The organism is Limnohabitans sp. TEGF004, from assembly GCF_027924965.1.
Lineage (GTDB): Bacteria > Pseudomonadota > Gammaproteobacteria > Burkholderiales > Burkholderiaceae_C > Limnohabitans.
Genome location: NZ_AP027056.1, coordinates 1,698,912 through 1,715,926, shown reverse-complemented (window position 1 = coordinate 1,715,926; position 17,015 = coordinate 1,698,912). Strand labels below are relative to the sequence as shown.

Here is a 17,015-nt window from a genome sequence, read left to right as displayed (position 1 = left end):
CATCCAAGTCGGATTGACTTACTAACAAGTGAGTGTTTAAATTACGTACATGTTAGCAAAATGCATCACCTCAAAGAATTGACCATGTCGAATATTTTTCAAATGCCCCACGGGAGCACTGTGTACGGCACATTGTTAAACCATCGCGAAGCCTTGGCGGCTTTGGGTGATCAGGTGAATGTGGCGCCTTACAAGGCGCCACCCAAAGCACCGATTCTGTATATCAAGCCGCGCAATACGTGGGCGCAAAGTGGCGATGCGGTGGTGGTGCCATCGGATGCGCCTGAGCTGCAAATGGGGGCAACGTTGGGGCTGGTCATTGGCCGTGTGGCTTCTAAGGTCAGCGTTGCGGATGCGTTGAACCACGTGGCTGGCTATGTGGTGTTGAACGACATCAGCGTGCCGCATGACTCGTTTTATCGCCCCTCCATGCGCTTCAAATGCCGTGATGGTTTTTGCCCCATGGGTGCCTATGTGCCGCGTGCGGCGGTGGTCAACCCTGACGCGCTCACCATGACCGTGGCGATTGATGGCGTGGTGGTGCAACACACAGACACGGGGGGGCGTATTCGCTCGGTGGCTCAGTTGTTGGTCGACGTCACAGAGTTCATGACCTTACATCCGGGTGACATTCTCAGCATTGGCATCTCTGCCAATGCACCCCTCGCACATGCGGGGCAACGCGTGACCGTCAGCATCGCTGGCGTGGGTCAAATTGAAAATACATTGGTCGCGGAGGAGTTGGTATGAATCGCGCAAAAGTAGCTTATGGTGGCGCCATTCATGAAGCCTACGAGCACCCTGCAGGTTTGAAGTTGGCCGATGGCCGCGTGGTCGCTGAAGACGCGGTGGTTTGGTTGCCGCCTTTTGAGGTGGGCACCATCATCGCTTTGGGCTTGAACTATGCAGACCATGTGAAAGAACTCTCCAAAGAGTTGACGGTCACCGCCAAAGATGAGCCGCTGGCGTTTCTCAAAGGTCGCAGCTCTTTGATTGGCCATCGTGCGCAAACCCGTCGCCCTGAAGGCGTTGCCTTTATGCACTACGAGTGCGAGCTGGCCGTCGTCATTGGTAAAACGGCCAAAAACGTCAAGCGTGCAGACGCGATGCAATACGTCGCTGGCTACACCGTGGCCAATGACTATGCGATTCGGGATTACTTAGAGAACTACTACCGTCCCAACTTGCGCGTGAAAAACCGCGATGGCGGCACGGTGTTGGGGCCTTGGTTTGTGGATGCCGCAGATGTGGCTGATCCACACGCGTTGTCGCTGCGCACGTTGGTCAACGGGGTGGTCACACAACAAGGCAACACCGCTGATTTGATTTCGGATATTCCAACCTTGATTGAATATTTGAGCGGCTTCATGACGCTCAACCCAGGGGACGTGATCTTGACGGGCACGCCGGATGGTGTGGTCAATGTGAATGTGGGCGATGAGGTCGTCACCGAGATCGACGGCATCGGTCGGCTGGTCAACACCATCGTGGCGGATGCCACGTTTGGTCGTTAATTTTTTGGATGTAGGAGAAGCATATGCGTATCGAACACTTGATCAACGGCAAAGCCGTCAGCGCCAACCAGTACTTTGAGACGGTGAATCCAGCGACACAAGAGGTCTTGGCTGAAGTTGCCAGCGGCACCTCCGTGGAAGTCAATGCTGCCGTGCAAGCAGCCAAAGATGCATTTCCAGCGTGGGCTGCACGCCCCACGACTGAGCGCGCAAAAATCATGCGCAATCTGGGTGACTTGATTGCCAAGCACGTGCCCGAGATCGCACAAGCCGAAACCAAAGACACAGGCCAAACCATCAGCCAAACAGGCAAACAGTTGGTGCCACGCGCTGCCGATAACTTTTACTACTTCGCTGAAATGTGCACGCGTGTGGATGGCCACACCTACCCAACGCCAACGCATCTGAACTACACCTTGTTCCACCCCGTGGGCGTGTGCGCCTTGATTTCCCCTTGGAACGTGCCATTCATGACATCCACGTGGAAAGTGGCGCCTTGTTTGGCATTTGGCAACACGGCTGTGTTGAAGATGAGCGAGTTGTCGCCTTTGACCGCTGCCCGATTGGGTGAGTTGGCCCTTGAGGCCGGCGTGCCTGCGGGTGTGTTGAATGTGGTTCATGGCTACGGCAAAGAAGCTGGCGAGCCGCTGTGTGCGCATCGCGATGTGCGTGCCATTTCTTTCACTGGTTCTACCGTGACGGGCAATCGCATTGTGCAAGCTGCGGGCCTCAAAAAGTTCAGCATGGAACTCGGCGGCAAATCACCGTTTGTGATTTTTGAAGATGCCGATCTCGATCGCGCATTGGATGCCGCCATCTTCATGATCTTCAGCAACAACGGCGAGCGCTGCACAGCGGGCAGCCGCATCTTGGTGCAAAAGAGCATTTATGCCGACTTCGCCGCCAAGTTTGCCGAGCGTGCCAAACGCATCGTGGTGGGTGATCCCTTGGATGACAAAACCATCATTGGCCCCATGATCAGCCAAGGCCATTTGGCCAAGGTGCGCAGCTACATCGAGTTGGGCACAAAAGAAGGCGCATCCATCTTGTGTGGTGGTTTGGATGCACCCGAGTTGCCCGCGCATTTGCAAAAAGGCAATTTCGTTCGCCCCACAGTGTTTGCCGACGTGGACAACCGCATGCGCATTGCGCAAGAAGAAATCTTTGGCCCCGTGGCGTGTTTGATTCCGTTCACCGACGAAGCCGATGCCATCCGCCAAGCCAATGACATTGAGTACGGTTTGTCCAGCTATGTGTGGACCGAGAACATTGGCAAAGCCCACCGCGTGGCCGCCGCCATCGAAGCAGGCATGTGCTTTGTGAACAGCCAAAACGTGCGTGATTTGCGCCAACCTTTTGGTGGCACCAAGGCCAGCGGCACAGGTCGCGAAGGTGGCACTTGGAGTTACGAAGTGTTTTGCGAACCCAAAAACGTGGCCGTGTCGATGGGCAGCCACCACATTCCACACTGGGGAGTTTGATCATGGGCCAACTCGCATTAGCCGCCAAAATCACACACGTGCCCAGCATGTACTTGAGCGAGCAGCCAGGTCCGCGCTTTGGCACACGTCAAAGCGCCATTGATGGCCACAAAGAAATCAGCCGTCGCTGTCGCGACATGGGTGTGGACACCTTGGTGGTGTTTGACACGCATTGGCTGGTCAATGCGAATTACCACATCAACTGCGCGCCGCATTTCAAGGGCAACTACACCAGCAACGAATTGCCCCACTTTATTAATCACATGGCGTTTGAGGCACCAGGCAACCCCGAGCTGGGCCACCTGCTCGCCAAGGTTGCCAACGAGCAGGGCGTGGAGACACTGGCGCACGACAACACCACACTCGACCCCGAGTACGGCACGCTGGTGCCACTGCGCTACATGAACGAAGACCAGCACTTCAAAGTGGTGTCGGTCTCGGCGTTGTGCATGGTGCATTACCTAAACGACAGCGCTCGTCTGGGCTGGGCCATGCGCGAAGCCGTGGAAAAACATTACGACGGCAAGGTGGCTTTTTTGGCCAGCGGTTCACTCTCACACCGTTTTGCGCAAAACGGTTTGGCGCCAGAATTTGCGCACAAGATTTGGAGCCCGTTCCTCGAGCAGCTCGACAAGCAAGTGCTGCAAATGTGGCACAACCGCGAATGGAAAGCCTTTTGCGAAATGCTGCCCGAGTACGCCAGCAAAGGCCACGGCGAAGGCTTCATGCACGACACCGCCATGTTGATGGGTGCACTTGGTTGGACGGCCTATGACGGTGAGGCGGACATCGTGACGCCGTACTTCGGCGCGAGTGGCACAGGCCAGCTCAATGCCATTTTTGATGTGACACCGCAAGACGGCGCTCAGGTGCCCAAAGCCGTGGCCAGCAGCGCGGATGGCTACACCGCCATCAGTTCACGTTTGTGATGTTTGCGAGAACGCCATGCCACACCTTGTGATTCTTTACACCGGCCAGCTCGATGCGGAAGTGAACATGACGACTTTGTGCCGTCAAATGGCTGACGCCATGTTGACCGTCAAAGACGAAACCGACAAACAAGTGTTCCCCACAGGTGGCACACGCGTGTTGGCCTATCCAGCGCCGCACTATGCCGTGGCCGATGGTGGCGCAGCAGGGCAAGCGGCGGCGCAGTTTGAAGGCAACCCACACGGCGGCTCTGGCGACTATGCCTTTGTGTACCTCAACGTGCGCATGGGCAAAGGCCGAAGCGAAGCCACACAGCAGCGCGCTGGACAAACCTTGGTCGAAGTGGCCAAGGCATTTTTTGCCCCCGTCATGGCACAACGCCACATCGGCATCACCTTGCAAATCGATGTGGGCTCCGAAGTGTTTGACGCCAAGCACAGCAATATTCACCCTTTGTTTCAAAAGAACTGAACGATGTCTGTTTTCACCGAAGCCCAAATTCAAGCACTGGCGCAAGAGCTGCATCAGTCTGAAAAATCACGCGTGCAAATTGAGCACTTCTCCAAACGTTTTCCCGGCATGACCATCGAAGACGGCTACCGCATCAACCGTGCGTGGATGCAACTGCAATACGCCGAAGGCCACCAAGTCATCGGTCACAAAATTGGTTTGACCAGTCGTGCCATGCAACAAGCCAGCCAAATTGACGAGCCCGACTACGGCACCTTGCTCGACTACATGCGTTACGAGTGCACCCCAGGTCAGGTGTTGGACATCCCCATGCATAACTTCATCGCACCCCGTGTCGAAGTGGAGTTGGCGTTCATCTTGAAGAAAGATTTGCGCGGACCTAATGTCACTGTTGAGCAAGTGTTGGACGCCACCGAGTACGTGACGCCTGCGATTGAAATCATCGACTCACGCATTGAACAGTTTGACCGTCACACCAAAGTGATGCGCAAAGTGTTTGACACCATCAGCGACAACGCCGCCAACGCTGGCATCGTGTTGGGTGCCAAGCGCGTGGATCCACACACCACCAACTTGCCTTGGTGCGGTGCAATTTTGCGTTTGAACACCGTGGTGGAAGAAACCGGTTTGGCGGCAGGCGTGCAAGGCCACCCCGCCGTGGGCATTGCTTGGTTGGCCAACAAGCTGGCCCCTTGGGATGAGTATTTGAAGGCGGGCGAAATCGTGTTGGCGGGTTCCTTCACCAAGCCCGTGCCCGCCAAAGCCGGTGACGTGTTTGATGCTGACTACGGTGATCTGGGTCAACTGCAATTCCGTTTTGTGTAAGGCGACGTACCATGCAAATCACCAAAAACACATTCCGCGACGCGCTCAAAGCAGGCCAAAGCCAAATTGGTTTGTGGGTGGGCCTCGCTGACGCCAACGTGGCCGAAGCCTTGGCCGGTTGCGGCTTTGATTGGTTGCTGCTCGATGGCGAACACGCACCCAACGATGTGCGCACCGTGCTGGAACAACTGCGCGCCGTGGCGCCTTACCCCGTGCACCCCGTCGTGCGCCCCGTGCAAGGCGATGTGGCACTCATCAAGCAGTATTTGGATGTGGGCGCACAAACTTTGTTGGTGCCCATGATTGACACGCCCGAGCAAGCCGCGTTGATGGTCAAGGCCATGCGCTACCCACCCCATGGCATTCGTGGTGTGGGGGCTGCGTTGGCACGTGCTTCGCGTTGGAACCAAGTGACCGATTACCTCAAACAAGCCGACGACGAAATGTGTTTACTGGTGCAAGCCGAAACCAGTTTGGCTGTGCAAAACCTCAAAGCCATTGCGTCGGTCGATGGCGTCGATGGTGTGTTTTTCGGCCCCGCAGATTTGTCGGCGTCGATGGGCTACCGCGGCCAACCTGCACATCCTGAGGTGGTGAAAACCATTGTGCAAGGCATTGCCACTGTGCGTGCCGCAGGCAAAGCCGCTGGCATCTTGATGGCCGATCAAAAAATGGCCCACATGTATCTCGAAGCAGGTGCGCAGTTTGTGGCCGTGGGTGTGGACACCACGTTGCTGGTGCGAACGGCCACAGAGTTAGCGGCTGCATTCAAAGGGCCACGCAACGCCGTGACCGACAACTCCCCCAAAGTTTATTGAAACGAAATTCCCCCACATGCACACGCTCCAACTCAAAGACACTGATCTGCTCAAGTCGCAGTGTTACATCAACGGCTCATGGGTAGATGCCAGCAATGCCAGCACGATTGCTGTCTTGAACCCCGCGGATGGTTCGCACATTGCTTCCGTGCCCAATGCCGGCAAAGCACTGGCACAACTGGCGATTGATGGTGCGGCCAAAGCACAAGCCGAATGGAAACTGCGCACCGCCGAAGACCGCGCGCGCATCTTGCGACGTTGGTACGAATTGATGTTGGCGCACCAAGATGATTTGGCGCTCATCATGACCAGCGAGCAAGGCAAGCCTTTGTCAGAAGCCAAAGGTGAAATCGCCTATGCCGCGTCTTACATTGAGTGGTTTGCCGAAGAGGCGCGTCGTGTGTATGGCGAGATGGTGCCGTCACCATGGCAAGACAAACGCATTTTGGTCACGCGCGAGCCCGTGGGCGTGTGCGCCGCCATCACGCCGTGGAACTTTCCCGCAGCGATGATCACGCGCAAAGTGGCGCCCGCTTTGGCCGCAGGCTGCGCCATCGTCGTGAAGCCCGCCGAGCAAACGCCGTTGTCGGCGTTGGCCATGGCTGAGTTGGGGCAACGTGCAGGCATTCCCGCTGGTGTGTTCAGCGTCATCACAGGTGATGCGCGTGAAATTGGTGGCGTGCTCACAGCCAGTCCTGTGGTGCGCAAACTGACCTTCACGGGCTCCACCGAAGTGGGTCGAATCTTGGCCGCGCAGTGTGCGCCGACGCTCAAGAAGATGTCGTTGGAGTTAGGCGGCAACGCGCCTTTCATTGTGTTTGACGATGCCGACTTGGACGAAGCCGTGCAAGGTGCGCTCGCGTCGAAATACCGCAACACCGGCCAAACCTGCGTGTGCGCCAACCGCTTGTTGGTCCAAGCCGGTGTGTACGACGCCTTTGCCGCCAAGCTCGCCACGGCTGTGCAAGCGCTGAAGGTGAGCCATGGTTTAGACGAGGGGGCCGCACAAGGCCCCTTGATTGACGAAGACGCCTTGGCCAAAGTAGAAGACTTGGTGGCCGATGCCGTCCAACACGGCGCACGCGTGCTGACCGGTGGCAAACGTCACGCCTTGGGTGGCACGTTTTACGAACCCACCATCTTGGGTGATGTGACAACCGCCATGCGCATTGCCAGCGAAGAGGTCTTTGGCCCTGTGGCACCGCTGTTCAAGTTCAACACCGAAGCCGAGGCCATTGCCTTGGCCAACGACACCGAGTTTGGTTTGGCCGCTTACTTTTATGCCAATGACATGGCCCGCGTGTGGCGCGTGGCAGAGGCTATTCAAGCGGGCATGGTGGGTGTGAACACAGGCGTCATTTCGACGGCAGTGGCCCCCTTTGGCGGTGTCAAACAGTCAGGCATGGGGCGTGAGGGTTCACACCAGGGCATTGAGGAATACATGGACACCAAATACATCTGTTTGGGTGGCGTTGGCGCACGTTGACCTCTCGTCATAAGAAGAGGCAAGGAGACAAAAATGAGCAAGTTTGAAACAACCTATCCCCGCCCCGAGCGCTTCAGCGAGGCCGAGTGGGCCGCACGCGTTGAACTCGCAGCGGCTTATCGCATTGCCGATCACTTGGGTTGGACCGAGTTGATCTACAACCATATTTCACTGCGCGTGCCCGGTGAAGACGGACACTTCCTCATCAATCCCTTTGGCTTGCACTACTCAGAAGTGTGTGCCTCCAACTTGGTGAAGGTGGATGTGCACGGCAACATCATGGGTCATTCTGACTGGCCGATCAATCCTGCGGGCTTCACGTTCCACGGTGCGATTCATGCGCGTGTGCCCAATGCGCATTGCGTCATGCATGTGCACACCACCGCCACGCAAGCGGTGTGTTGTTTGAAAGAGGGTTTGTCTTTCACCAACTTTTACGCGGCGCAGCTGTACGGAAAAATCGCGTACCACGACTTTGAAGGTATCACCGTCCATCTGGACGAGGGCATGCGCATTCTGGACAGTTCACAAGGCATGCCGGTGTTGCTCTTGCGCAGCCACGGGCCCGTGACGATTGGGTTTAATTTGGCCAATGCTTTTTCATTGATGTGGCTGGTCAACCGCGCATGCGAGGTGCAGCTGGCGTCTCAATCCATGGGCGAGACCTTGCCCATTCCTGTGCCCGTGCTTGAAAACTGTGTGCGCGATTCTTTGAACTTCGATCCCAAATTTGGCGGTGGGCAAGATGCATTTGATGCATTGCAGCGCATCGTCGATCGGATTGATCCAAGTTACCGCGGGTAAATAGAAGCTTTCCAATTTTGCATAGCCAGCAATGGGGTATGCAAAAATGAAATAGCTGATAGAACGTAAATTCATGGACCAATTGGCAGACCCTAGCCAAAATAGGGGACTGAAATATAAAAAAATAATTGAGGAGAACTTATGAGTGAAAGCAAAGCGCCAAGCTCTGGCGTTGACCGTGTTCTAGAGCTTTTGTGCGATGCCAGTGCCACCATTGGTGGCTTGGTGTTGGTCGCCATCGCTTCTGTCACGGTGGTGAGCGTTGTGGGACGTGCCTTTTTTTCGCATCCCATCTTGGGCGATGTGGAGCTGGTGCAATTGGGTTGCGCGGTGGTGGTGGCTTCTTTCTTGCCCTACACACAGTTTCGCAACGCCAACATCATTGTTGACTTCTTCACGACCCATGCCTCGCAAGAGACTCAAACCAAATTGGATGGGTTCGGTACTTTGCTGTACACGCTGGTGATGGGCTTGATCGCTTGGCGTGTGGCTGTGGGCGGCATTGACATCAAGGCCAACCAAGAAACCTCCATGTTGATGGCCTTGCCACTGTGGATTCCCTACATGTTGATGGTGCCAGGCTTGGTGTTGTGTACCGTCATTGGATTGGTTCAAACCTTGGAACACTTCGGTTTGATTGAGAAGGAAAACGTATGAGCACGATGAGTATTGGCTTGTCCATGTTTGGCGCCATGTTGGTGCTGATGGCGGTTCGCGTGCCTATCGCGATTTCTATGTTTGTGCCAGGCGCGTTGGGCTACATGGCCTTGTCCGGCTGGTTGCCTTTGATGTCGCACCTCAAGGGCGCGGTGTACAGCCGTGTGTCGATTTACGACTTGTCGGTCATTCCTTTGTTCATGTTGATGGGTGCGTTTGCCGTACACGGCGGCTTGTCCAAAGCCTTGTTTGACTTCGCGAATGCGTTGCTCGGTCGCTTCAAAGGCGGCATGGCCATGGCTGGTGTGTTGGCCTGTGCTGCCTTTGGTTCTATCTCGGGTTCGACCGTGGCCACCACTGCCACGATCGCGCAAGTGGCTTATCCAGAAATGCGCCGCATCAACTACTCGGGCCGACTCGCCACTGCGGCGTTGGCCACGGGCGGCACGATGGGGGTGTTGTTGCCACCGTCTGTCACGTTGATGGTCTACGCCATCTTGACTGAACAGAACATCACCAAGATGTTCTTGGCTGCCTACATCCCCGCGTTGATCGCGGCTGTGGGTTACCTGATCGCCATTGCGGTGATCGTTCGCATCCACCCTGACCAAGCGCCTCAAGCCAAAGCAGCCACAGCCAGCGAGCTGATGACAACAGCGCTGAACGTGTGGCCCATTGCTGCCATCTTTTTGGTGGTGTTTGGTGGCATCTACGGCGGTGTGTTCACCGCCACAGAGGGTGCAGCCATTGGTAACGTGTTGACCTTTGCCATCACTTTGCTGCGTCGCGAGATGACGTTTGACAAACTGGTGGCGTCTATTCGCACCACGGCGCAAACCAGCGGCATGATCTTCTTGATCTTCATTGGTGCTGACATGATCAACGCCTCCTTGGCTTTGTCGCAACTGCCAGCGCAGTTGGCCGACATGGTGGGTCATTTGCAGATTTCACCGTTGGTGGTGATGGCAGGCATCATGATTTTCTACATCATCCTCGGTTGTGTGATGGATGAGATGTCCATGATTTTGCTGACCGTGCCCACCTTGTTCCCCGTGATTTTGGGTATGGACTTCTTTGGTTTGAATCCTTCCGACAAGGCCTTGTGGTTTGGTATCCTGATCCTCACCGTGTGTGAGATTGGCATGATCTTCCCGCCCGTGGGTTTGAACGTGTACATCATGAATGGCTTGGCCAAAGATGTGCCCATGGTCGAGACCTACAAGGGTGTCGTGCCGTTCCTCATCACAGACGGCATTCGTTTGGCGTTGTTGATTGCGTTCCCAGCCATCTCGTTGTGGTTGGTGCATTTGTTGACTTAAATTTTTATAACCTGGAGACAAAAATGAAGACTCGTTTTCTCAAAGTTGCAGCCGCTGCCGCGTTCACCGCAGCAGCCTTAGGCCAAGCAGCATCGGCCCAAGAAGTGACGCTCAAAGTGCACCACTTCTTGCCCGCTTCGTCCTACGCACAAACCTTGTTCATTCAACCTTGGTGTGACCGCATCGCCAAAGAGTCCAACAACAAGATGAAGTGCCAGATTTACCCATCCATGCAATTGGGTGGCTCGCCCCCTCAGTTGTTTGAACAAGCACGTGACGGTGTGGCTGACGTGGTGTGGACACTGCCTGGCTACACAGCAGGCCGCTTCCCCTCGGTGGAAGTGTTTGAAATGCCCTTCATGATGCAAAGCCCAGAAGCCACCAGCAAAGCGGTGTGGGACTACGTGGACCAATATGCCAAAGCTGAGTTCAAAGACGTCAAAGCGCTGGCCTACCACGTCCACGGTGACGGCGTGTTTCACATGGTCAACAAGCCCATCCGCACTGCCGCTGATTTGAAGGGTGTGAAGCTGCGCGCTCCGACACGTGCCACCAACAAGTTCATCGCCATGTTGGGCGCAACCCCTGTGAGCATGCCAGTGCCTCAAGTGGGTGACGCGTTGTCCAAAGGCGTGATCGATGGTGCTGTGGTGCCTTACGAAGTGGTGCCCGCGGTAAAGATTCAAGAGTTGGTGAAGTTCCACTCTGAGACTGACCCAGCTGAGCCAGCCTTCTACACCTCTGTGTTCATCTTCGCGATGAACCAAGCCAAGTACGACTCGTTGTCGCCTGAGCTGAAGAAAGTGATTGACCGCAACAGTGGTCAAGCGTTGTCGGGTATGGCCGGCAAGGCGTTCTTCGAGGCTGATGCGGAAGGCAAGAAGCTGACCACCAAGAACACGACCAACGTGATTCCAAAGGCTGAGTTGGAGAACTGGAAAAAGTTGTCACAACCTTTGTTTGATGCCTGGGTGTCAGACATGAACGCCAAAGGCCACAACGGCAAGCAAATGCTCGATGGTGCAAAGTCTTTGATTGCCAAGCACGCTGCAGGCAAGTAAAGCGTTTTTCGCGCAACAAAATGGGGCCGTTCGCGGCCCCATTTTTTATTTGTGTGTTGTGTGAGTCAGTGCCGGCTGTAAACCAAGCCCGAGGCCACGCCGCCAAACAAATCGCCTTCGACCAAGGGCACACCCCCAAACTCAGTTTGCAGCGCTTGCTGAAACGTGCGTAGCGCCGATGAACCACCCGTGAGGTAAATGGCATCGGGCTTGCCGTGTGTGAGGCCTGCACGTTGCACGCAATCGCGTGCACACGCCACAGTGCTGGCCAGCAGCTGTGCCAAGTGCGCGTGTAGTTCGGCGGTGCTGAGTGATGCGACCAAGTTGGCTTCGAGATAAGACAGGTCTATTGCTGTATCGCTGTTGGTTTGTGAACAACGAATCTTGGCTTGCTCCACATCGTGTGCCATGTGGTGGCCGTAGCGCTCGGTCAGCACGCGCATCAATCGGTCATGCAAACGCACATCGCTGTAATTGACTTGCAGAGCTTTGGCTTGCGCTACAGCTTTGGGCTGGTATTGCCAGTTGATCAAGTGCCAAGTGGCCAAGTCAAAGAACACGCGGTTGGGTACCTCGCGTTTGTCGGGGCCTAAGTGGCCATAGCCCAGCAAGGGCATGACTTGTCCGAGGCTCAGCTTTTGGTCAAAGTCGGTGCCGCCAATGTGCACGCCGGTGGTGGCCAGCACATCGTCGGCACGGTTGGGCTTGTGCATCAGCGATGGCCCCAAGCGCACCACGGTGAAGTCAGAGGTGCCACCGCCAATGTCGGCCACCAGCACGGTGGTTTCGCGCGTGAGGCGTTGCTCATAGTCCAGTGCGGCAGCGATGGGTTCGAGTTGAAACGCAATGTCTTTGAAGCCCACGGCTTCAGCCGCTTGGCGCAACGAGGCTTCGGCTTGTGCATCACGCTCGGCATCGTCATCTACAAAGTGCACGGGGCGACCCAAGACCACACGCGTGGGTGCAGTGCCAAGGTGTTGTGCGGCACGCTTGCGTAACTCGGCTAGGTAGGTGGTGATGATGTCTGAGAAGTTCACCAACTGGTTGTTGATGACCGTGGTCTCCATCAGCAACGGGCTGCCAAGCAAGCTTTTGAGCGAGCGCATCAAGCGGCCCTCTGTGCCCTCTAGGTAATGCGTGACGGCCTCGCGACCAAAGTGCGTGCTGCCTTCTTCTGCGTTGTAAAACACAGCCGTGGGCATGGCCAGTGCATCGCCCTCTAAGGGGATGAGTTGGGCTGAACCTTGAGCCGATGCCCAAGCGATGGCGGAGTTGGAGGTGCCGAAATCAATGCCTAAGGTACCAAGGCCATCTTGTGTTGCAACTGTCATGCGTGAAATTAACCTGCCAGCCCCACGTAGACGTTTTGCACATCGTCGTTGTCGTCAATGGCAGAGAGGAAGGCTTCGACTTCTTCCAAAGCTTCTGGGCTCAGGTTGGCTGGATCTACAGGGTTCTTTGGCTTGTAGCCCAGCTTGGCTGACAACACATTGAAGCCATGCGCGGGCAGGGCGCGGCTGACCAAGTCCAACTCAGTGGGCTCGGTGATGAAGACCGTTGAGCCTTCGTCACCCGCTTCCACGTCTTGAGCGCCTGCTTCGATGGCGGCCATCTCGGCGTCTGCGTCAGGGGCGGTGGGTTCGGCTTCAATCAAACCAATGTGGTCAAAGTCCCACGACACCGAGCCCGATGTGCCCAGTTGACCTTTGCGAAATAGCAAGCGCATTTCAGGGGCGGTGCGTTTGACGTTGTCGGTCAAGCACTCCACCATCACCGCCACTTGGTGTGGCGCGTAGCCTTCGTAAATTACGCGTTCAAACTGCACGGTTTCACCCGTGAGTCCCGCCCCTTTTTTGATGGCGCGGTCCAGCGTGTCTTTGGGCATAGACACCTTGCGGGCTTGCTCCATCACCATGCGCAAACGCGAGTTAGCAGCGGGGTCTGCGCCGTTGCGAGCGGCCACCATGATGTCTTTGGCGAGTTTGCCAAACATGCGGCCTTTGGCGTTGGCGGCTAAGTCTTTGCCTTTGGCTTTCCATTGAGCGCCCATGTGTGTGTTCCTTTGTGTTTTGTATTGGGTGTTTAGTTATCGGTACTTGCGCTCCAGCGCGCGTCCCATGCGTGCTCGATTTGGCGACGGTCGCGCTTGGTGGGCCGGCCGTGCTCAATGCTGTGCGCAGGCTCTGCGGCCATGCGGTTTTGTTCGGCCAGTTTTGCGCGCAGCGCGATGCTCTCTGGCGTTTCTTCGTAAAGCTGTTGCGCCACGGGCGCGGAGCCACGTGCGGCGCTGATGCCTTTGACGACGATAGTTTTAGTGATGTTGCCTTGGCGCACGGTGAGGGTGTCGCCCACCTTTACTTCGCGTGCAGGCTTGACATCTTGCCCGTTGATTTGCACGCGGTGTTTGGTCACTTCATCACACGCGAGGCTGCGTGTTTTATAGAAGCGTGCAGCCCACAGCCACTTGTCAATGCGCAGGCTGTCCATCAGTGGTTGAACACGTCCAACACGCGCTTCAGGTCGTGGCCGGTGTAAGTGGGGTGTGGCCCGATGGTTTCAAAGGGTAACTGTTGGCGATTCACCCATAGCGTTGTGAAACCAAACCAAGTGGCACCCAATGCGTCCCAGCCGTTGCTGGAGACAAACAAAATGTCTTGCTTCTCTGCGGGGATGGTTTGTTGCACCAAGCCGTAGGCTTCAGGCGATGTTTTGAAGAGGCGAATGGGGTCAACTGAGATGACGTGGTCAATCAAATCCGTCATGCCTGCGCTCGATACGGCCGTGCTGAGCATGTCCATGCTGCCGTTCGACAAAATGGCTGTGGTGATGCCACGCTCTTTCAGGCTTTGCAACACGTCTAAGTTTTCAGCGAAGGGCGTGAGCTTGGCGTATTGGCCCATCAAGGCTTCGACGTGTTCGGGCTTGGCGTCTAGCTTGTAACGCTCTAGCGTGTAGAGCAAGGCGCTGCGCGTGATGTCCCAAAACGATTGGTAGTAGCGGCTGCCCTCAGCGCGGTGCGGGTCAGATAGGGTGATGAGTCGCGTGTAGTCAATCTGCTTGTCACGCCACAGCACCGAGATGGCCGCGCCTTGGCCGGGGTACAACTGCTCGGCCAAAGCACCAATCGAATACACATCGAACAGCGTGCCATAGGCATCGAACACAACGGCTTTGATGGACATGTTCAGCTTTCGTTGGGCAGCAAGCAGCAGGTGTCGCCACTGGCGGGGCGCTCAATCTTGATGCGGTGGATGTTGGGCAGCGTGTCTTTGAGATCGTTGTAAATGAAGGCGCACAGGTTCTCGAGCGTGGCGGGGCCAAGACCTGCCACTTCGTCGAGGAAATGGTGGTCCAGCTTCTCGCGCACTTTTTCAACTTCTTTACGCAAGAAGGCGAGGTCCATCATCATGCCGGTTTCAGGGTCTGGCTTGCCTGCAATGGTCACTTCGGCGTGATACGTGTGGCCGTGGATGCGCAGGCTGCCTTCTGCATCAATTTTGCGGCGCAGGGTGTGTGCGGCTTCAAAGTAGAAGCGCTGGCTGAGTTCGTATTTCATCGGATGCCAATCAACTTATGAGTTTGCACGCTCAGACGCCAGCGGGGATTCGCTTGGCAATAGGCCACGGCCGCAGCGGTATTGGCCGCTGCGTTTGGCCCATCCATGGGCTGCAAGTAGAAATTTTCAAAATTCAAAGCTTCATACAGCGCGGGTTCGGCGCCCACTTGCGGAAACACCAACTTTAGTTCTTGGCCTGTATCCACCACGCGCTGGCTGCCGGCCTTGGGGCTCATGCATAGCCAGTCAATGCCTTTGGGCGGCAGCACCGTGCCGTTGGTTTCCACCGCAATACTGAAGCCTTGCGCGTGCAGGGCGTCGACCAAGGCCTCGTCCACTTGCAGCAAGGGCTCACCACCGGTCAGCACCACAAAGCGGTGCTGGGTGTCGCTGGCAGGCCAAAAGCTGGCAATGGCAGAAGCCAAGGCTTGGGCGTTGTCAATCTTGCCGCCGTGTGTGCCATCGGTTCCTACAAAGTCGGTGTCGCAGAACTGGCAAATGGCCGTGCTGCGGTCTTCTTCGCGGCCGCTCCATAGGTTGCAACCGGCGAAACGGCAAAACACTGCAGGTTGCCCTGCATTGGCGCCTTCACCTTGCAGGGTATAGAACATTTCTTTCACGCTGTACGTCATCCCGCTATTTTCGCAGCAAGTTACGTGTCACCTTCTTGTGGGCAAATTAGGGCATGATAAATACCGCTCAACCCCTTGCCAACACCTTCGCGCCCACCGGTGAACTTCGCGTCGCCATCAACGTGGGCAACCCTATTCTTGCCCGCCGCCACCCTGACACGGGTGAGCCCGAGGGCGTGTCGATCGACCTGGCCACCCAGCTGGCGCAACGCTTGTGCGTGCCCTTGAAGCTGGTGGTGTTTGAAGCCGCCAGCAAATCGGTGGAAGCCGTGTCGGGTGAAGAAGCCGATGTGGGCTTTTTCGCTATCGACCCTCTGCGCGGCGCTGCCATTGCCTTTACAGCGCCCTATGTGCTGATTGAAGGAGCCTACATGGTCAAACAAGACTCGCCTTTGCACAGCAATGACGAGGTGGACCAAGCCCAACACACCGTGGTGGTGGGTAAGGGCAGTGCTTACGACCTGTACCTGAACCGCGAAATCAAACATGCCCAGCTCGTGCGCAGCCCTACCTCGCCCGAAGTGGTGAGCTACTTTTTAGAACATGGCCACGATGTGGCAGCAGGGGTAAAGCCCCAGCTCGAGGCGGAGCTGCCCCGCATTCCCGGCTTGCGCATGTTGCCCGGCCACTTCATGGTGATTTCGCAAGCCATGGGCTTGCCCAAGAGCCGTGGAGAAGCAGCGGCCACCTATTTGCACCAATTCGTGGAAGACATGAAAGCCACAGGTGTGGTGGCCCAAGCCATGGCGCGTCACCGCATCGAAGGTGCGACACTTGCACCTTTGGCTAATTAACAAAAGGTTCGGGCGATGGACGTCTTGACGACGCAAACCCTCTCAGGGGTGCAAACAAGCATTGAGGTTGCAGGCACGGTGGCCTTTGCCCTCTCTGGCGTGATGGAAGCTGCCCGCAAAAAGCTCGATGCCGTGGGCGTGTGCGCTGTGGCCAGTGTGGCGGCCTTTGGTGGCGGCACTCTGCGCGATGTGTTGCTGGACCGTCGCCCCTTGTTTTGGATTGAGCAGTCTTGGTATTTGTGGACGGTGTTGGCCTTGTGTTTGGCCGCGATGTTGTTGATGCGCGCCAAACATTTCAAGCCCACCGAACAATCCATTCAGTGGCCCGATGCGTTTGGCTTGGGGCTGTTTGCTGCCAGTGGCACACAAATCGCGCTCGGCATGCAAATGCCTGCGCTCATTGCTGTGTTGATGGGCGTCATCACCGCCACCTTTGGCGGCGTGTTGCGTGACATCGTGTGCAACGAAATCCCCACGGCGTTTCACGACCACCACCCTTACGCCGTGTGCGCGTTTGCGGGCGGCTGGGTGGTGGTGCTCTTGCACTACTTGGGCTTTGATCCGAATGCGGTGGTAGCCATTGGTGCCGCGACCGTGACGTTGTTGCGTTTGGCCGCGCTGCAGTTGGAGTGGCGCTTGCCCACGTGGAAGATTGAGGACTGAACAC

Annotated in this window: 20 protein-coding genes; 14 read left to right on the top strand and 6 right to left on the bottom strand. The window is 56.4% G+C overall.

The window, feature by feature from the left end; translation table 11 throughout:
* Positions 1–84: 84 nt before the first annotated feature.
* From LINBF2_RS08180 to LINBF2_RS08125, 12 genes are all read left to right on the top strand, one after another.
* Complete coding sequence (locus LINBF2_RS08180) at positions 85–750, top strand: fumarylacetoacetate hydrolase family protein (protein WP_281888090.1); 666 nt, start codon at positions 85–87, stop codon at positions 748–750.
* Entirely contained in the window at positions 747–1,514 is a 768-nt protein-coding gene (locus LINBF2_RS08175; protein ID WP_281888088.1) for a fumarylacetoacetate hydrolase family protein, read from the top strand. The genes LINBF2_RS08180 and LINBF2_RS08175 overlap by 4 nt, the downstream gene beginning before the upstream one ends.
* Positions 1,515–1,537: 23 nt before the next feature.
* Positions 1,538–2,995 (top strand): 5-carboxymethyl-2-hydroxymuconate semialdehyde dehydrogenase, encoded by a 1,458-nt coding sequence (gene hpaE, locus LINBF2_RS08170; RefSeq protein WP_281888086.1) that lies wholly within the window; start codon positions 1,538–1,540, stop codon positions 2,993–2,995.
* A gap of 2 nt (positions 2,996–2,997) precedes the next feature.
* Positions 2,998–3,924, top strand: coding sequence for a 3,4-dihydroxyphenylacetate 2,3-dioxygenase (gene hpaD, locus LINBF2_RS08165; RefSeq protein WP_281888084.1), 927 nt, complete (start codon positions 2,998–3,000; stop codon positions 3,922–3,924).
* A gap of 16 nt (positions 3,925–3,940) precedes the next feature.
* Positions 3,941–4,396 carry a 5-carboxymethyl-2-hydroxymuconate Delta-isomerase gene (locus tag LINBF2_RS08160; protein WP_104801088.1) on the top strand — a complete coding sequence of 152 codons (456 nt, stop codon included), beginning with the start codon at positions 3,941–3,943 and terminating at the stop codon, positions 4,394–4,396.
* 3 nt (positions 4,397–4,399) lie between these two features.
* On the top strand, positions 4,400–5,221 hold the full coding sequence (gene hpaH / locus LINBF2_RS08155; RefSeq protein WP_281888081.1) for a 2-oxo-hept-4-ene-1,7-dioate hydratase: 822 nt from the start codon (positions 4,400–4,402) through the stop codon (positions 5,219–5,221).
* Between the two features lie 11 nt (positions 5,222–5,232).
* Entirely contained in the window at positions 5,233–6,039 is an 807-nt protein-coding gene (gene hpaI / locus LINBF2_RS08150; protein WP_104801090.1) for a 4-hydroxy-2-oxoheptanedioate aldolase, read from the top strand.
* A gap of 16 nt (positions 6,040–6,055) precedes the next feature.
* The gene (locus LINBF2_RS08145; protein ID WP_281888078.1) at positions 6,056–7,525 is read left to right on the top strand and encodes an NAD-dependent succinate-semialdehyde dehydrogenase; all 1,470 of its coding nucleotides are present in this window, start codon (positions 6,056–6,058) and stop codon (positions 7,523–7,525) included.
* Positions 7,526–7,558: 33 nt separating this feature from the next.
* Positions 7,559–8,329, top strand: a complete 771-nt coding sequence (locus tag LINBF2_RS08140; RefSeq protein WP_104801092.1) for a class II aldolase/adducin family protein — start codon at positions 7,559–7,561, stop codon at positions 8,327–8,329.
* 141 nt (positions 8,330–8,470) lie between these two features.
* On the top strand, positions 8,471–8,986 hold the full coding sequence (locus LINBF2_RS08135) for a TRAP transporter small permease (protein WP_104801093.1): 516 nt from the start codon (positions 8,471–8,473) through the stop codon (positions 8,984–8,986).
* Positions 8,983–10,305 (top strand): TRAP transporter large permease, encoded by a 1,323-nt coding sequence (locus LINBF2_RS08130; RefSeq protein WP_104801094.1) that lies wholly within the window; start codon positions 8,983–8,985, stop codon positions 10,303–10,305. The genes LINBF2_RS08135 and LINBF2_RS08130 overlap by 4 nt, the downstream gene beginning before the upstream one ends.
* Before the next feature lie 23 nt (positions 10,306–10,328).
* Positions 10,329–11,366: a TRAP transporter substrate-binding protein gene (locus tag LINBF2_RS08125; RefSeq protein WP_104801095.1), complete on the top strand. Its 1,038-nt coding sequence runs from the start codon at positions 10,329–10,331 to the stop codon at positions 11,364–11,366.
* 65 nt (positions 11,367–11,431) lie between these two features.
* Here LINBF2_RS08125 and LINBF2_RS08120 read toward each other — a convergent pair whose 3' ends face one another.
* From LINBF2_RS08120 to queE, 6 genes are read right to left on the bottom strand one after another with little or no spacing between them, the layout of a single operon-like run.
* Positions 11,432–12,697 (bottom strand): Hsp70 family protein, encoded by a 1,266-nt coding sequence (locus LINBF2_RS08120; RefSeq protein ID WP_281888072.1) that lies wholly within the window; start codon positions 12,695–12,697, stop codon positions 11,432–11,434.
* Positions 12,698–12,705: 8 nt separating this feature from the next.
* Positions 12,706–13,416, bottom strand: a complete 711-nt coding sequence (locus LINBF2_RS08115; RefSeq protein WP_281888070.1) for a YebC/PmpR family DNA-binding transcriptional regulator — start codon at positions 13,414–13,416, stop codon at positions 12,706–12,708.
* A gap of 32 nt (positions 13,417–13,448) precedes the next feature.
* On the bottom strand, positions 13,449–13,853 hold the full coding sequence (locus LINBF2_RS08110; RefSeq protein WP_281888069.1) for a S4 domain-containing protein: 405 nt from the start codon (positions 13,851–13,853) through the stop codon (positions 13,449–13,451).
* Complete coding sequence (locus LINBF2_RS08105) at positions 13,853–14,548, bottom strand: haloacid dehalogenase type II (RefSeq protein WP_281888067.1); 696 nt, start codon at positions 14,546–14,548, stop codon at positions 13,853–13,855. The genes LINBF2_RS08110 and LINBF2_RS08105 overlap by 1 nt, the downstream gene beginning before the upstream one ends.
* A 2-nt stretch (positions 14,549–14,550) precedes the next feature.
* Positions 14,551–14,922 (bottom strand): 6-carboxytetrahydropterin synthase, encoded by a 372-nt coding sequence (locus LINBF2_RS08100; RefSeq protein ID WP_281888065.1) that lies wholly within the window; start codon positions 14,920–14,922, stop codon positions 14,551–14,553.
* Positions 14,919–15,554: a 7-carboxy-7-deazaguanine synthase gene (gene queE, locus LINBF2_RS08095; protein ID WP_281888063.1), complete on the bottom strand. Its 636-nt coding sequence runs from the start codon at positions 15,552–15,554 to the stop codon at positions 14,919–14,921. The genes LINBF2_RS08100 and queE overlap by 4 nt, the downstream gene beginning before the upstream one ends.
* A 53-nt stretch (positions 15,555–15,607) precedes the next feature.
* On the opposite strand from queE, the gene LINBF2_RS08090 reads away from it, so the two are divergent.
* Entirely contained in the window at positions 15,608–16,348 is a 741-nt protein-coding gene (locus LINBF2_RS08090) for an ABC transporter substrate-binding protein (RefSeq protein WP_281888061.1), read from the top strand.
* Positions 16,349–16,363: 15 nt separating this feature from the next.
* Positions 16,364–17,011, top strand: a complete 648-nt coding sequence (locus LINBF2_RS08085) for a trimeric intracellular cation channel family protein (protein ID WP_281888059.1) — start codon at positions 16,364–16,366, stop codon at positions 17,009–17,011.
* Positions 17,012–17,015 lie beyond the last annotated feature (4 nt).

What these genes read in the sequence shown, in the direction of transcription:
- LINBF2_RS08115 (WP_281888070.1), bottom strand. Translation starts at nt 13,416, where the DNA reads ATGGGCGCTCAATGGAAAGCCAAAGGCAAAGACTTAGCCGCCAACGCC.
- hpaI (WP_104801090.1), top strand. Translation starts at nt 5,233, where the DNA reads ATGCAAATCACCAAAAACACATTCCGCGACGCGCTCAAAGCAGGCCAA.
- LINBF2_RS08100 (WP_281888065.1), bottom strand. Translation starts at nt 14,922, where the DNA reads ATGAAATACGAACTCAGCCAGCGCTTCTACTTTGAAGCCGCACACACC.
- LINBF2_RS08180 (WP_281888090.1), top strand. Translation starts at nt 85, where the DNA reads ATGTCGAATATTTTTCAAATGCCCCACGGGAGCACTGTGTACGGCACA.
- LINBF2_RS08135 (WP_104801093.1), top strand. Translation starts at nt 8,471, where the DNA reads ATGAGTGAAAGCAAAGCGCCAAGCTCTGGCGTTGACCGTGTTCTAGAG.
- hpaH (WP_281888081.1), top strand. Translation starts at nt 4,400, where the DNA reads ATGTCTGTTTTCACCGAAGCCCAAATTCAAGCACTGGCGCAAGAGCTG.
- LINBF2_RS08110 (WP_281888069.1), bottom strand. Translation starts at nt 13,853, where the DNA reads ATGGACAGCCTGCGCATTGACAAGTGGCTGTGGGCTGCACGCTTCTAT.
- LINBF2_RS08090 (WP_281888061.1), top strand. Translation starts at nt 15,608, where the DNA reads ATGATAAATACCGCTCAACCCCTTGCCAACACCTTCGCGCCCACCGGT.
- LINBF2_RS08125 (WP_104801095.1), top strand. Translation starts at nt 10,329, where the DNA reads ATGAAGACTCGTTTTCTCAAAGTTGCAGCCGCTGCCGCGTTCACCGCA.
- LINBF2_RS08105 (WP_281888067.1), bottom strand. Translation starts at nt 14,548, where the DNA reads ATGTCCATCAAAGCCGTTGTGTTCGATGCCTATGGCACGCTGTTCGAT.
- hpaE (WP_281888086.1), top strand. Translation starts at nt 1,538, where the DNA reads ATGCGTATCGAACACTTGATCAACGGCAAAGCCGTCAGCGCCAACCAG.
- LINBF2_RS08130 (WP_104801094.1), top strand. Translation starts at nt 8,983, where the DNA reads ATGAGCACGATGAGTATTGGCTTGTCCATGTTTGGCGCCATGTTGGTG.
- LINBF2_RS08145 (WP_281888078.1), top strand. Translation starts at nt 6,056, where the DNA reads ATGCACACGCTCCAACTCAAAGACACTGATCTGCTCAAGTCGCAGTGT.
- LINBF2_RS08085 (WP_281888059.1), top strand. Translation starts at nt 16,364, where the DNA reads ATGGACGTCTTGACGACGCAAACCCTCTCAGGGGTGCAAACAAGCATT.
- queE (WP_281888063.1), bottom strand. Translation starts at nt 15,554, where the DNA reads ATGACGTACAGCGTGAAAGAAATGTTCTATACCCTGCAAGGTGAAGGC.
- LINBF2_RS08175 (WP_281888088.1), top strand. Translation starts at nt 747, where the DNA reads ATGAATCGCGCAAAAGTAGCTTATGGTGGCGCCATTCATGAAGCCTAC.
- hpaD (WP_281888084.1), top strand. Translation starts at nt 2,998, where the DNA reads ATGGGCCAACTCGCATTAGCCGCCAAAATCACACACGTGCCCAGCATG.
- LINBF2_RS08160 (WP_104801088.1), top strand. Translation starts at nt 3,941, where the DNA reads ATGCCACACCTTGTGATTCTTTACACCGGCCAGCTCGATGCGGAAGTG.
- LINBF2_RS08140 (WP_104801092.1), top strand. Translation starts at nt 7,559, where the DNA reads ATGAGCAAGTTTGAAACAACCTATCCCCGCCCCGAGCGCTTCAGCGAG.
- LINBF2_RS08120 (WP_281888072.1), bottom strand. Translation starts at nt 12,697, where the DNA reads ATGACAGTTGCAACACAAGATGGCCTTGGTACCTTAGGCATTGATTTC.